The sequence below is a fragment of the Sphingopyxis sp. OAS728 genome, from assembly GCF_014873485.1.
Taxonomy (GTDB): Bacteria; Pseudomonadota; Alphaproteobacteria; order Sphingomonadales; family Sphingomonadaceae; genus Sphingopyxis.
The window spans coordinates 1,988,351-2,002,234 of sequence record NZ_JADBDT010000001.1 but is presented as its reverse complement, the minus strand read 5'-3'; the positions used below and the strand labels follow the sequence as shown (position 1 = coordinate 2,002,234).

Sequence of the window (13,884 nt, the reverse complement as noted above, 5' to 3'; positions counted from 1 at the left end):
CTGGTGGGCCGGACAGTAGAGCGCAAGGGCGGTGCGGTGAAAGCCCCTCCCGCAAAGGGGAGGGGATCAGCTCATTTAGGGCGGCGCGGGCTGCGCTGGCCGTAGGGCTTGGGCTTGTAGCGATCGGTGTTGCCACCCGGACCACCGGGACCACGCGGGCCGCGGTCGCCGCCGGGGCCTGCGCGCATCGGACCACGCGGACCACGCGGGCCTGCATCGCGAGGACCCCCATGGCCGCCTTTGTCGCGGCGCGGCGGATAGGTCGGGCCGTCGGGTGCGGGCGTGATCGCGACGCCGCTGTCATCCTCGCCATCGGCATTGGCGCTACGCTGCACCGCTTCCATGAAGCGGTCGGCAATGCCGCGCGGGATGTTGAACATCGTTTCCTTGGGACCGATGCGGATCGCGCCGATCTCATTCTTGCTCACATGGCCGCGGCGGCAGAGCAGGGGCAGGATCCAGCGCGGGTCGGCATTCTGGTGGCGGCCGATGTTGAGGCGGAACCAGACGCTGTCCTCGAAGCCTTCGCGGCGGTCGGCGCCGCCGCGTTCCGGGCGTTCGAACCGCTCGCCGCGCTCGCCGCGTTCGGGCCGGTCGCGGCCGCGCGGGCCGTTGTCGAGCAGATCCTCGGGCGGCGGCATCAGCGCGCGGTGCGCCTGCACGAGCGACGCGGCGATGTCCTCGGGGGTGCGCTCGGCCATCAGGCGCTGTGCGAGTTCGATATCCTCGGGCTCATGCTCGACCGGCGTAAGCAGCTTTTCCATCAGCCGTTCCTGATCGCGCTTGCGCACGTCGGCTGCGGTCGGGGCATCCATCCATTCGGCTTCGATGCGTGCACCGCGCAGCATGCCGTCGACGCGGCGGCGGCGCGGATAGGGGACGATGATGACCGCGGTGCCCTTTTTGCCCGCGCGGCCGGTGCGGCCCGAACGGTGCTGGAGCGCCTCGGCGTCGCGCGGAATTTCGACGTGGATGACGAGGCTCAGCGTCGGCAGGTCGATGCCGCGCGCGGCGACGTCGGTTGCGACGCAAACCTTGGCGCGGCGATCGCGCAGCGCCTGCAGTGCGGCGTTGCGCTCATTCTGGCTATGCTCGCCCGACAGCGCGACCGCGGCGAAACCGCGCTCGACGAGGCTGGCGTGGAGGCGGCGGACATTGTCGCGCGTCGCGCAGAACAGCATCGCGGTTTCGGCATCGTGGAGGCGGAGCAGGTTGACGACCGCGCCTTCGATGTCGGCGGGGGCGACGGTCACCGCCTGATAGGCGATGTCGCCATGGCCGCGGTCTTCGCCGACTGTCGAGATGCGCAGCGCATCCTGCTGGTAACGCTTGGCGAGCTGGACGATCGGCTTCGGGAGCGTCGCCGAGAAGAGCAACGTGCGGCGCGTCGCGGGGGTGCCGTCGAGGATTTCCTCAAGGTCGTCGCGAAAGCCCATGTCGAGCATTTCGTCGGCTTCGTCGAGCACGGCGACGCGGAGAGCGGTGAGGTCGAGCGCGCCGCGTTCGAGGTGATCACGCAGGCGCCCCGGGGTGCCGACGACGATCTGCACGCCCTGGCCGAGCGCACGGCGTTCCTTGCTGGCGTCCATGCCGCCGACGCAGGTCGCGATGCGCGCGCCGGCCTTGGCATAGAGCCAGCCGAGTTCGCGGCTGACCTGCAGCGCGAGTTCGCGCGTCGGCGCGACGATCAGCGCGAGCGGCGAGGTTGCGAAGGGCAGGCGGCCGTCCTCGATCAGCTCGTCGGCCATCGCGAGGCCAAAGGCGACGGTCTTGCCCGAGCCGGTCTGCGCCGAGACGAGCAGGTCGCGACCCTTGGCTTCGCCTTCGGTGACTTGCGTCTGGACGGGGGTGAGCGCTTCATAGCCGCGCGCGACAAGGGCGTCCGAAAGGACGGGGGAAAGATTTTCGAAAGGCATTTATATCTCAATAATATGGGCGGTCACCGGTGCGGTGACGGGCCGACGGAAAAGGGGCTCAATGGGCTTAAATCACCTGTCCGGCAGCGTGTCCGCTGGCCCAGGCCCATTGAAAATTATAGCCGCCTAACCACCCTGTGACATCTACGGCTTCGCCGACCGCATAGAGGTTCGGGACGGTTTTGGCCATCATTGTTTGCGAGGATAGGTTTGCAGTCGAGATTCCGCCGACGGTGACCTCGGCTTTGGCGAAGCCTTCGGTGCCGTTCGGACGGAAAATCCAGCCCGCGAGCCGCGCCTCTGCATCGGCGAGCTTGCGGTCGGTCTGGGCGCCGAGTTCGCCGGGAAGCGCGAGGCGTTCGGCAAGCGTTTCGGCGAGTCGGTCGGGGAGCAGCGCCCCGAGGGCGGCACGCAGGGTGGTGCGCGGGCGGGTGCGCTTGGTATCGAGCAGCCAGCCCTTCGGCGCATCGGGTAACAGGTCGATCGTTACGGGCTCGCCGTGGCGCCAATAGCTGCTGACCTGCAGGATCGCGGGGCCCGAGAGGCCGCGATGCGTGAACAGCGCGGCTTCGCGGAAGGTGGCCTTGCCCGCGCGCGCTTCGACCGGTGCGGCGATTCCCGACAGCTCGCGAAACAGGACATCGTCGCCGCCGAGCGTGAGCGGGACGAGCGCAGGGCGCGGTTCGACGACCTTGAGGCCGAACTGGCGCGCAAGGTCGTAGGCGAAACCGGTCGCCCCCATCTTGGGGATCGACGGTCCGCCGGTGGCGATGACGAGGGCGGGGGCGGTGAAGCTCTGGTCGCCGAAGCGGACGGTGAATTTGCCATCGGCGTGGGTGACATCGCTCACCGGCTGGCCGGTGCGGACGTCGACGCCGGCTTTCGCGGCTTCTTCGAGCAGCATCGCGACGATGGCTTTCGCCGATCCGTCGCAGAAGAGCTGGCCGAGCGTCTTTTCATGATAGGCGATGCCGTGGCGCTCGACGAGCGCGATGAAGTCGGCGGGGGTGTAGCGCGCGAGCGCCGATTTCGCGAAATGCGGGTTCGCCGACAGAAAGCGATCGGGCGCGGTGTTCACATTGGTGAAGTTGCAGCGACCGCCGCCCGAAATCAGGATCTTCTTGCCGACCGCATCGGCATGGTCGAGCAGCAGCACACGGCGGCCGCGCGCGCCCGCGACCGCGGCGCACATCAGCCCGGCCGCGCCGGCACCCAGCACGATGGCGTCAAATTCGGTTGCGGGCATGGTGGCTCAGTGCAGCTTTGCGATCGACAGGCCGTCGGCCTTGGCGCGGACCTTCACCGATTCCTCGCTGCGCGTCAGCGCCTTGGCGATGGCCTTCAGCGCCATCCCCTTTTTGGCGAGGGTGTGGAGCTTGTCGATTTCGGCCGGGGTCCACGGCTGTTTGTGGCGTTCGAACTTGTCTTTCATGCCTGCGTCTCGGGATCCACTTCGACGGCGAGGATCGCAATCGCATCCTCGCGGTCCTGATATTCGACGCTCTCGCCGGCCTCGCCGCCCATCAGCGCGCGGGCGAGCGGGGCGGAAAAGGCAATGTGGCCGTGAGCCGGGTCGGCCTCGTCGTGCCCGGTTATGGTGATCGTCTTTTCGGCCTTGTTCAGCCGGTACGTCACGCGGCTGCCGATGCCGACGCTGCCATCCTCGGGCGGCATCTGCACCTCGGCGGTTGCTTGCCGCGTGTGAAAATAGCGGAGGCGACGCTGCAACTTCTTGCGTGTGTCCTCATCCCCGGTTGCCGCGATCTCGGTCTCGATCCGCGCGACCTCTTCGCCAAGCAGACGCAGCCCGCGCGGGGTCACGAGGTTTGCGCCGACGGGGATCGGCAGCTCGAACTCGGGTTCCTTATGTTCGTCGTCGCTTTCGCGGCGAAAGGCTACGCTCATCGTCTCTTTCCTGATTGAAGGGTCGCCCCTGGGCCACGAAGGTGGCGACAAGATGGCGCCCGGGCTGGACAGGCGCAACCTTCGTGTGTTAGATAGATAACACACGAAGGAGATTATCGATGCGTAACTGGACGATGGCGGTTCTGCCGCTGGCCCTCGCAATGACCGTCACGGCGTGCAGCGCCGAGGTGACGAGCGACAGCAAGAATGGCAAGCGCACGGTCGAAGCCGGGCCGGTAACGACGCAGAGCTACGATCTCAAGGGCTTCACCGGTGTGAAGGTTGCGGGCCCCGACGATGTCACCATCCGCCGCGGCGGCGCGTTTGCGATCACCGCCAAGGGACCGAAGGGCGTGATCGACGAGCTGGAAATCAAGCTCGACGGCGACATGCTGTCGATCGGGCGGAAGAATTCGGGGTTCAGCTTCAGCGGCGACGACAATGATGTCGAGATTGCGATCACGATGCCGACGCTGCGCGCGGTTCGCCTGACCGGGTCGGGCGAGATCGACGCCGATGCGGTCGACGGAGACGCGGTCGAAGCGGTCGTCACCGGATCGGGCGATCTTAAGGTCGCGGCGCTCAACGGAAAGAGCGCCAAGCTCACCGTTTCGGGATCGGGCGATATCGAGGTCGGCGGCGGCACGATCGGATCGGGCGATTTCGATGTGACCGGATCGGGCAATATCGATGCGGGCGGGCTGTCCGCGACGACGCTCGATGTGTCGATCACCGGATCGGGCGACGTCGATGCGAAGGCGAGCGGCAGCGCCGAGATCGCGATCCTCGGGTCGGGTGACGCGACGATCGGCGGCGGCGGCAAATGCTCGACGCGCACCATGGGGTCGGGCACCGCAACCTGTAACTGATAGCATGCTGGTGCCGCCTGCCCGAACGGGGTAAGGCGGCACCATGACATTCGCCACCAGATGCGCCGCGATCGCGGTTGTCGCCCTGCTAGCCTCCGTCCCCGCATCGGCGGCGGAAAAGCGCTATGGCCTCACCAGCTTCGAGGCGATCGACGTGAGCGCCGATGTGACGGTCGAGGTCGTCACGCGCGCGCCGGTGAGCGCTGTGGCGAGCGGGCCGCAGGAGGCGCTCGACCGGTTGAGCGTCGAAGCGGATAATGGCCGGCTGGTAATCAGCCAACGCCAGTTTGCAGGCGACGAAAAACGCCGCGGGCCGCGGGGGCCGGTCGTGGTCCGCGTCAACGCCGCCAATCTCAATTCGGCGACGCTCGCGGGCGCGGGGTCGCTCCAGATCGACAAGTTGAAGGGGCAGCGCGCGATGGTCGGCTTGCGCGGGCCCGGACGGCTGACCGTCGGCCAGATCGGCGCCGATCGCCTGTCGGTCGCGATGGTCGGGAACGGCACGATGACCCTTGGCGGGGCCGCCAAAAATGCGCAGATCACGCTGTCGGGGGCGGGGGCGGTCGACGCCGGCGCGCTCGCGGTCGACGAACTCATCAGCGACAGCGAGGGCGCCGGCGATCATATCCTGCGCGCGGTCAAAAGCGCGGCGATCACGGCGCGCGGGATCGGCAAGACCGTGGTGCTGGGGAAACCGGTCTGCACGGTGCGCAATGTCGGCAGCGGGTCGGTGACGTGCGGCCAGAGCAAATAGAGCGTGATCGAGGGGTGACGGTCGTATTCGAGCACATGAAAATTTAGGATTAGTCCGCGATCATGGGAGGACGTAAGCCTCTGGATGCATGAATGGACTGGATTCTCCCAATTTTTGAATTGGTCGCGCAGCTGATCAGCGATGGCGCGACACACCGATTTCAAAAGTTTCCGCTTTGGGCGCGGTTATTGATGGCTCTATTGTTGATCCCCGTGGCATTGATTGCCACGTTGCTCGTCATCGCCCTGGGAGCAATCATCGTCGGAATGTTTCAAGCGGCCATATCGGCTATATCGGCTATATAGCGCCAGGCGGGAAGGCGATCGTCAATGCCCCGCCGCACCCAGTCCGTCGATCTTCTTCGACTGGCGCACGATCAATCCGGGGAACCAGCGCGCGAGGCGTGACAGGCGCTTTGCCATCTTGCCGACCGTCGTGTGGACGCTCGTGCCATGCACCGCCGCCCACGCCGCTTCGGCGACGCGTTCGACTGGGACGATTTCGAAGCCGCTCTCGGACAGGCGATTGCGCGCCGGCTCGTTGCTGTCGGCGCTGACTTGGTCGAGCAGCGGCGTGTCGATGAAGCCCGGCATCAGCGAGCGGACCTTGATGTCATGCTTGGCGAACTCGATTTCGAGCGCCTCGGTGAGGCCGCGCACCGCGAATTTGGTCGCCGAATAGACCGCGAGGCCCGCGACGCCATAAAAGCCCGATGCAGATCCGGTGTTGAGGATCGTCGACCCCGGCGTCGCGCGGAGCAGCGGCAGCGCCATATAGATGCCGTTGACGACGCCGCCGAAATTGATCGCGATCAAGCGGTCGGCTTCCTCCGGCGCCATGTCCATATATTGCCCGCCCGACCCGATGCCGGCGTTGTTGAACAGCACATCGAGGCGGCCGCCGCTCTGCTGCGCAAAGGCGTCCAGCGCGGCCTGCCACTGGTCGCGGTCGCGGACGTCCATCACATGACGCGACGATGCCCCCTCGGGAAGCAGCGCGGCGGTTTCATCGATCCCGGCGCGATTGACGTCGGCGATGCCGACGAACCATCCCTGTCCGGCAAAATGGCGTGCCACAGCACGGCCGATGCCCGACCCGCCCCCGGTGATGAAAATCGCCTTTCGTGCCACAGACCCCTCCTTACATCGATGTCAGCGCGGACATGATGCGAAGTTGACGTTTCCGTCAAGCGGCAATCGCGGCTTGGCAAGGCGAAGCGCGGCTCGCTAAGAGGGCGCCGATGATGACCCGCGGCCTGCGCCTGATCCTCCTGTCCCTGCTGCTGCTTTGCGCCGGACTCACCGCCCCGGCGCGCGCCGAGGTCGTGGTGAGCTTTTACAGCCATGATTTCGGGGATCGTTTTCCGCACGCCTTCATCGTCATGAAGGGGACGGTCGACGCCACGGGCGAGGTCGTCGACGCGAATTACGGTTTTACCGCCGTCTCGGTCAGCCCCGCGATCCTTCTGGGGTCGGTAAAGGGAAAGGTCGAATCGTCGGAGCCCGACTATATCGCGAAGAGCGACCGGCAATTCGACGTGACGGTCGACGACGCCACCTATGCGCGCGTGCTCGCGAAGGTCGCCGAATGGCGCGACCGCGAGCAGCCGAGTTACAGCCTGAACAAGCGTAACTGCGTCCATTTCGTGATGGAGCTGGCCGAGGTGGTCGGGCTGCAGGTGAACCGGCAGAGCAAATTGTTCAAAAAGCCCAAGAGTTTCCTCATCGAGGTCCGAGGGTTGAACCCCGCGTTGACCGATCCCGCCGCGGCGCCAGCCCCCTAGACGAACCGCCGCTTTCACCCTATGTTCAGGGAACGGGGCGCAATAATCTGGGCTCCGAACGGTATGAGGGGCGATTCTTGCGGCTATTGCTGACCCTTTTGGCACTGTTGACCGGTCTGGCTACCGCCGACCGGGCCGTTGCCGCGCCTGCCGTTCCGGCGGCAATGGGGTCGCTGGTCATGTTCGCCGAAACCGCGGGCAAGGCCGAAGCGAGCGATACCGAACGTCGTCCGGTCACGACTGCGCCGACCCGGCGTGTTTCGAGCGGTAGCGGCAAGCCGCGCAAGGCCGCCGCGCCGCATCTTCCCGGCATTCTCACCGGCAGCGACCGCGCGCTCGAATAGAGCCAGGTTTCCGCGCCTTTCTTGAGGCGCCGCCCCGCAACGGGGCTTTTTTCGTATTTTCGCGCGGCCGAAGCGCCGCTCATTCATTCAGATACCAAGGAAAAATTCCATGTTTGCTGGCCTCGCCAAGAGCCTGTTCGGCTCGTCCAACGACCGTTATGTCGCCTCGATCCACAAGATCGTCGACAAGATCAACGCTTTCGAGCCCGCGATGCAGGCGCTCGATGACGCCGGATTGCAGGCGCAAACGCAGAAATTCCGCGACCGCCTCGAAACCGGCGAGACGCTCGACGACATCCTGCCCGAAGCCTTTGCAACGGTGCGCGAGGCGGCGGTCCGCACGCTCGGCATGCGCCATTTCGATGTGCAGATGGTCGGCGGCATCGTCCTCCACCGCGGCGAGATCGCCGAAATGGCGACGGGTGAAGGCAAGACGCTGATGGCAACCTTGCCCTGCTACCTCAACGCGCTCGAGGGCAAGGGTGTCCATGTCGTCACGGTCAACGACTATCTCGCGACGCGCGACGCCGAATGGATGGGCACCGTCTATGGCTTCCTCGGCCTGACGACCGGGATCATCGTCCCGAACCTCAACGAGACGCAGCGCCGCGACGCCTATAACAGCGACATCACTTACGCGACGAACAACGAGCTGGGGTTCGATTACCTTCGCGACAATATGAAGTTCGACCGCCAGCAGATGGTCCACCGCACCTTCAATTTCGGTATCGTCGACGAGGTCGATTCGATCCTGATCGACGAAGCGCGCACCCCGCTGATCATCTCGGGCCCGACCGACGACAAGTCGGAGCTGTATATCCGCGTCAACGAGGTCGTCCACCAGCTGGTCGAGGAAGATTATGAGAAGGACGAAAAGTCCAAGTCGATCAACCTGACCGAAGACGGCACCGAGCATGTCGAGCGGCTGCTCGAAGCCGAGGGCCTGCTGCAGGGCAACAACCTCTACGACATCGAAAACACGCAGGTCGTCCATCACGTCAATCAGGCGTTGAAGGCGATCCAGATGTTCCGCATCGACACCGACTATATCGTCAAGGACGGCAAGGTCGTGATCATCGACGAATTCACCGGCCGCATGATGGACGGGCGCCGCTGGTCGGACGGCCTGCACCAGGCGGTTGAGGCGAAGGAAGGCGTGCAGATCGAGCCCGAGAACCAGACGCTCGCATCGATCACCTTCCAGAATTATTTCCGCATGTATCCGAAGCTTTCGGGCATGACCGGCACCGCGGCGACCGAGGCAGCCGAATTCTTCGACATCTACAAGATGAATGTCGTCAACATCCCGACCAACCGCCCGATCGCGCGCAAGGATGACGAGGACGAATTCTACAAGAATATCACCGACAAATTCGGCGCGATCGCCAAGACGATCCGCGAAGCGAACGAGCGCGGCCAGCCGGTGCTCGTCGGCACCGTGTCGATCGAAAAGTCCGAGCTGCTGTCGTCCTATCTCGAAAAGGAAGGCGTGCCGCACAGCGTGCTTAACGCGCGCTTCCACGAGAGCGAGGCGCATATCGTCGCGCAGGCGGGCCGCACCGGCGCGGTGACGATCGCGACGAACATGGCGGGCCGCGGCACCGACATCAAACTCGGCGGCAATGAAGAATTCCGCATCGACGACGAGCTGAAGGACCTGCCAGAAGGCGCCGAACGCGATGCCGCGATTGCGCGCATCCAGGCCGAAGTCGCCGCCGAGCGCGAAGCGGTGAAGGCGGCGGGCGGGCTGTTCGTGCTCGCGACCGAACGCCACGAAAGCCGCCGCATCGACAACCAGCTGCGCGGCCGTTCGGGGCGTCAGGGCGACCCCGGCCTGTCGAAATTCTACCTCTGCCTCGACGATGACCTGCTGCGCATCTTCGGCCCCGACACGCTGTTCTCCAAGATGATGAACAAGAATCTGGAGGACGGCGAGGCGATCGGGTCGAAGTGGCTATCGAAGGCGATCGAGACCGCGCAGAAGAAGGTCGAGGCGCGCAACTACGACATCCGCAAGCAGGTCGTCGAATATGACAACGTCATGAACGACCAACGCAAGGTCATCTATGAACAGCGCGGCGAGATTATCGACAGCGAGACCGTCGATGAGGTGATGACCGCGATGCGCGCCGAGACGGTCAATTCGATCGTTGCCGACGCATGCCCCCCGGGCAGCTATCCCGAGCAGTGGAACATCGAGCAGATGAAGGAGCGGGTGGAGAATATCCTCGACCTGTCGCCGCCGATCGATGCGTGGATGCAGGAAGATGCGGTCGACGCCGAAATCTTCGAGGAACGCATCCAGGCGCAGGCCGATGCGGTCGCGGCCGAAAAGGCGGCGCTGGTCGATGAGGAGACGTGGAAGGGCATCGAGAAGTCGGTGCTGCTCCAGACGCTCGACCACCATTGGAAAGAGCACCTCTCGACGCTCGACGCGCTGCGTCAGGTCGTGTTCCTGCGCGCCTATGCGCAGAAGCAGCCGATCAACGAATATAAGCAGGAAGCCTTCGCGCTGTTCGAACGCATGCTGCAGAATATCCGCGAGGATGTGACGCGCACCGTCGCGCGCATCGACCTGCGCTTCGAAGAGCCCGAGGCGCTGCCGCTGCCCGACCTGCCCGACTTCCTGACGACGCACATCGACCCGTTCACGGGTGAGGACAATAGCGGCGACATCGACGGCGGCCAGCTCGGCGTGATCGCGAACACGCTGCCCCCGATGCAGTCGCCGCGTCCCGACCTGCCCGAGGGCGAAAATCCCTATGCGGCGCTCGACATCAGCCGCAACGCGCCGTGCCCCTGCGGTTCGGGTAACAAGTACAAGCACTGCCACGGCGCCATTTGACGCCGGCGGCCGGCCCCCTTCCATTCGTCACCCCGGACTTGATCCGGGGCCCATGCCTCCGCCGCGGAGATGGATGCCGGATCAAGTCCGGCATGACGAAGGAAGGGCCCAACTCCTTGATGTTACCGTATCAACCGGAGCGATGAGCCCGCTTGCCAAGGCACGCGGGCGCGATTAGCATCTTTGTCATAAGCTTGGTGGCCATGCAGCCGGCGAGCGACGCAGCAGCAGGGACATGGTGCGCCGCGCAGGCCGAATATATCGGGCGCGCGGTGGATGACGGCATGTTGCGTGGAAAGGGCAGGCGCATTTCCTTTTTCGACGAAATGACGGGCCAGGGGGGCGATACACGGTCGCCCTATCGCGAATATTGCGAATGGTTCGGGGCCGAGGATGCGACGCGCATCCAGCGCAAGGCGCAGCAGGCCGAGGCGCTGTTCCGCACCACCGGGATCACCTTCAACGTCTATGGCGCCGCCGACGGCGACGAGCGGCTGATCCCGTTCGACGTGGTGCCGCGGATCATCTCCGCCAGCGAATGGCGCCGCCTGTCGCGCGGGATCGAGCAGCGCGTGCGCGCGCTCAACGCCTTCCTCCATGATATCTATCACCGGCAGGAGATTTTGCGCGCCGGGCGTGTGCCGGTCGAGCTGATCGCCGGGAACGAGGCCTTCCTGCCGATGATGATGGGGCTCGACCCGCCGGGCGGCATCTATACGCATATCAGCGGCACCGACATCGTGCGCACCGGCGCCGACGAATTCTACGTGCTCGAGGATAATGCGCGCACCCCGTCGGGCGTGTCCTACATGCTCGAAAACCGCGAAACGATGCTCCAGATGTTCCCCGAGCTGTTCGCGAAGGTGCCGGTGCGCGAGGTCGGCGACTATCCGATCAACCTCTTGAAGTCGCTCGCCGCCTGCGCGCCGCCCGCATGCGGCGGGACCCCGACGGTCGCGGTGCTGACGCCGGGCATCCACAACAGCGCTTATTATGAGCACAGCTTCCTCGCCGACCATATGGGCGCCGAGCTGGTCGAAGGGCATGATTTGCGCGTCGTCGACGGCCGCGTCGCGATGCGGACGACGCAGGGCTATAAGGCGATCGACGTCATCTATCGCCGCGTCGACGATGATTTCCTCGATCCGCTGAACTTCCGGTCCGACTCGATGCTCGGCGTGCCCGGCATCTGGGACGTCTATCGCGCGGGCGGGATCACGATCGCCAATGCGCCGGGAACGGGCATCGCCGACGACAAGGCGCTTTACAGCTACATGCCCGACATCATCGAATTTTATACGGGCGAAAAGGCGTTGCTCCCCAATGTGCCGACGTGGCGCTGCTCGGACCCCGAGCATCTGCGCGAAGTGCTCGATCGGCTGCCCGAACTGGTGGTCAAGGAAGTCCATGGGTCGGGCGGCTACGGGATGCTCGTCGGTCCCGCGGCGAGCAAGAAGGAGCTCGCGTCGTTCCGCGCCAAGCTGGAGGCGAACCCGGGCAGTTATATCGCGCAGCCGACGCTGTCGCTGTCGACCGTTCCGATCTTTACCAAGAAGGGCCTCGCGCCGCGGCATGTCGACCTCCGCCCCTTCGTGCTGATGTCGCCGCAGGGGATCACGATCACCCCCGGCGGGTTGACGCGCGTCGCGATGACGCGGGGATCGTTGGTAGTGAATTCGAGCCAGGGCGGCGGCACCAAAGACACTTGGGTATTGGAAGACTGATGCTGGGCAAGACCGCAGGCTCGCTCTTCTGGATGGCGCGTTACCTCGAACGCAGCGAGAATAATGCGCGCCTGATCGACGCCGGGTTCCGCATCGCGCTGACGCGGTCGAGCACCGCCGCTGCCGAGTGGAAATCGGTGCTGGTCACCGCGGGGGTCAATCAGGCGTTCCAGGCGGCGCATGGCGATTACAGCTCGGCGCGCGTGATCGACTTCCTGCTCCGCGATCCAGCCAACCCGTCGAGCATCCTCTCGGTCATCAAGCTCGCGCGCGACAATGCCCGCACGGCGCGCACCGCGCTGACGCGCGAAACGTGGGAGGCGGTCAACACGAGCTGGATGACGCTCGTCGCGCTGCTCAAGCGCCCTGTGCGCGAAGACGACCTGCCCGACGTGCTCGCGACGATCCGCCAGCAGAGCGCACATGTGCGCGGGGCATTGAACGGCACGATGCTCCGCAACGACGGATTCAATTTCTCGCTGCTCGGGACGTTCCTCGAACGCGCCGACAACACCGCGCGCATCCTCGACGTCAAATATTATCTGTTGCTGCCCTCGGTCGCGCATATCGGCACGACGATCGACAATGTGCAGTGGGAGACGATCCTGCGATCGGTGTCGGCACACCGCGCCTATCGCTGGCTTTACGGGGCCGAGATCAGCGCGCTGAAGATCGCCGAATTCCTGATTCTCTATCGCCAGATGCCGCGCAGCCTCGCCTTCTGCTGCGAGCGGATGGAGGATAATCTGGCGCAGCTGCAGCGGCATTATGGCGAGGAAACCGAGGCGTGGCGGCTGGCGCATGCGCTCCATCATGAAAAGCTCGCGGGGCCGATCCAGTCGATCTTCGACGGCGGGCTGCATCAATATGTGACCAGCTTCCTCCGCGACACCGCGGCGCTCGCGCGGCAGGTCGAGCGCGACTACAGGTTTGTCGAATGAAACTGCGCGTCGACCATAGCACTTGCTACCAATATGATGCGCCGGTCAGCTATGCGCTGCAGCAGCTCAAGCTCACGCCGAAGGACCGGCCGGGGCAGCAGCGCGTTCTCGACTGGACGGTCGACATCGAGGGCGGCGCGCGGCAGCTGCATTACACCGACCATCACGGCAATGGCGTCGACCTGATCGCGGTCCAGGGCGGAACGAGCGAGCTCGTCATCCGCTGTCACGGCACGATCGAGCTCGAAACATGGGACGGGGTGATCGGGCCGCATCGCGGCGCGATGCCGCTCTGGACCTTCCTGCGCCCCACCCCGCTCACGCGTGCTGGGCGGGGGATCCGCTCGTTGATTGCGACGCTCGGCCGCGACTTCGGCAACGAGATCGAGCGTGCGCACGCGCTGTCGGCGCTGATCATCGACAAGCTCGCGTACCGGATCGGCTTTACCGATGCTGCGACCACCGCCGAACAGGCACTCGGCGCCGAGGGCGGGGTTTGCCAGGATCATGCGCATATCTTCATCGCCGCGATGCGTCACCTCGGTCACCCGGCGCGTTATGTGTCGGGCTATCTGATGATGAACGACCGGACGCATCAGGATGCGACGCACGCGTGGGCCGAGGCGCATTTCGATCATATCGGCTGGATCGGCTTCGACGTCAGCAACGGCCATTCGCCCGACCAGCGCTATATCCGCGTCGCAACGGGGCTCGATTATCGCGATGCGGCCCCGGTTCGCGGCATGCGCTATGGTGCGGCGCAGGAAAATCTGGTTGTTCAATTGCAGGTCCAGCAATAAGCG

General features: G+C 65.1%; 14 protein-coding genes. 9 read left to right on the top strand and 5 right to left on the bottom strand.

What is annotated here, in order from left to right:
- Positions 1-71 precede the first annotated feature (71 nt).
- From GGC65_RS09190 to GGC65_RS09175, 4 genes are all read right to left on the bottom strand, one after another.
- Positions 72-1,916 (bottom strand): DEAD/DEAH box helicase, encoded by a 1,845-nt coding sequence (locus GGC65_RS09190; RefSeq protein ID WP_192646872.1) that lies wholly within the window; start codon positions 1,914-1,916, stop codon positions 72-74.
- Between the two features lie 67 nt (positions 1,917-1,983).
- The gene (locus GGC65_RS09185; protein WP_192646871.1) at positions 1,984-3,162 is read right to left on the bottom strand and encodes an NAD(P)/FAD-dependent oxidoreductase; all 1,179 of its coding nucleotides are present in this window, start codon (positions 3,160-3,162) and stop codon (positions 1,984-1,986) included.
- A 6-nt stretch (positions 3,163-3,168) separates the two neighbouring features.
- Complete coding sequence (locus GGC65_RS09180; RefSeq protein ID WP_062177561.1) at positions 3,169-3,348, bottom strand: hypothetical protein; 180 nt, start codon at positions 3,346-3,348, stop codon at positions 3,169-3,171.
- The gene (locus GGC65_RS09175; protein WP_192646870.1) at positions 3,345-3,821 is read right to left on the bottom strand and encodes a GreA/GreB family elongation factor; all 477 of its coding nucleotides are present in this window, start codon (positions 3,819-3,821) and stop codon (positions 3,345-3,347) included. Before GGC65_RS09175 ends, GGC65_RS09180 begins: the two co-directional genes overlap by 4 nt.
- 119 nt (positions 3,822-3,940) lie before the next feature.
- On the opposite strand from GGC65_RS09175, the gene GGC65_RS09170 reads away from it, so the two are divergent.
- The 3 genes from GGC65_RS09170 to GGC65_RS09160 all read left to right on the top strand — a co-directional run bounded on the left by GGC65_RS09170 (position 3,941) and on the right by GGC65_RS09160 (position 5,749).
- Positions 3,941-4,690, top strand: coding sequence for a head GIN domain-containing protein (locus GGC65_RS09170; RefSeq protein WP_192646869.1), 750 nt, complete (start codon positions 3,941-3,943; stop codon positions 4,688-4,690).
- A gap of 43 nt (positions 4,691-4,733) precedes the next feature.
- Positions 4,734-5,444 carry a head GIN domain-containing protein gene (locus tag GGC65_RS09165; protein ID WP_192646868.1) on the top strand — a complete coding sequence of 237 codons (711 nt, stop codon included), beginning with the start codon at positions 4,734-4,736 and terminating at the stop codon, positions 5,442-5,444.
- A gap of 92 nt (positions 5,445-5,536) precedes the next feature.
- The gene (locus GGC65_RS09160; protein ID WP_192646867.1) at positions 5,537-5,749 is read left to right on the top strand and encodes a hypothetical protein; all 213 of its coding nucleotides are present in this window, start codon (positions 5,537-5,539) and stop codon (positions 5,747-5,749) included.
- Between the two features lie 21 nt (positions 5,750-5,770).
- Here GGC65_RS09160 and GGC65_RS09155 read toward each other — a convergent pair whose 3' ends face one another.
- Positions 5,771-6,574 (bottom strand): SDR family oxidoreductase, encoded by an 804-nt coding sequence (locus tag GGC65_RS09155; RefSeq protein WP_192646866.1) that lies wholly within the window; start codon positions 6,572-6,574, stop codon positions 5,771-5,773.
- 113 nt (positions 6,575-6,687) lie between these two features.
- Between GGC65_RS09155 and GGC65_RS09150 the strand changes: the two genes are divergently transcribed.
- From GGC65_RS09150 to GGC65_RS09125, 6 genes are all read left to right on the top strand, one after another.
- Positions 6,688-7,227: a hypothetical protein gene (locus tag GGC65_RS09150; RefSeq protein ID WP_192646865.1), complete on the top strand. Its 540-nt coding sequence runs from the start codon at positions 6,688-6,690 to the stop codon at positions 7,225-7,227.
- A gap of 107 nt (positions 7,228-7,334) precedes the next feature.
- Positions 7,335-7,571, top strand: coding sequence for a hypothetical protein (locus tag GGC65_RS09145; RefSeq protein ID WP_225940750.1), 237 nt, complete (start codon positions 7,335-7,337; stop codon positions 7,569-7,571).
- A 109-nt stretch (positions 7,572-7,680) separates the two neighbouring features.
- Complete coding sequence (gene secA / locus GGC65_RS09140) at positions 7,681-10,416, top strand: preprotein translocase subunit SecA (protein ID WP_192646863.1); 2,736 nt, start codon at positions 7,681-7,683, stop codon at positions 10,414-10,416.
- 284 nt (positions 10,417-10,700) lie between these two features.
- On the top strand, positions 10,701-12,140 hold the full coding sequence (locus GGC65_RS09135; RefSeq protein WP_192649476.1) for a circularly permuted type 2 ATP-grasp protein: 1,440 nt from the start codon (positions 10,701-10,703) through the stop codon (positions 12,138-12,140).
- Positions 12,140-13,081: an alpha-E domain-containing protein gene (locus tag GGC65_RS09130; protein ID WP_192646862.1), complete on the top strand. Its 942-nt coding sequence runs from the start codon at positions 12,140-12,142 to the stop codon at positions 13,079-13,081. The genes GGC65_RS09135 and GGC65_RS09130 overlap by 1 nt, the downstream gene beginning before the upstream one ends.
- Positions 13,078-13,881, top strand: coding sequence for a transglutaminase family protein (locus GGC65_RS09125; RefSeq protein WP_192646861.1), 804 nt, complete (start codon positions 13,078-13,080; stop codon positions 13,879-13,881). Before GGC65_RS09130 ends, GGC65_RS09125 begins: the two co-directional genes overlap by 4 nt.
- Positions 13,882-13,884: the final 3 nt, after the last annotated feature.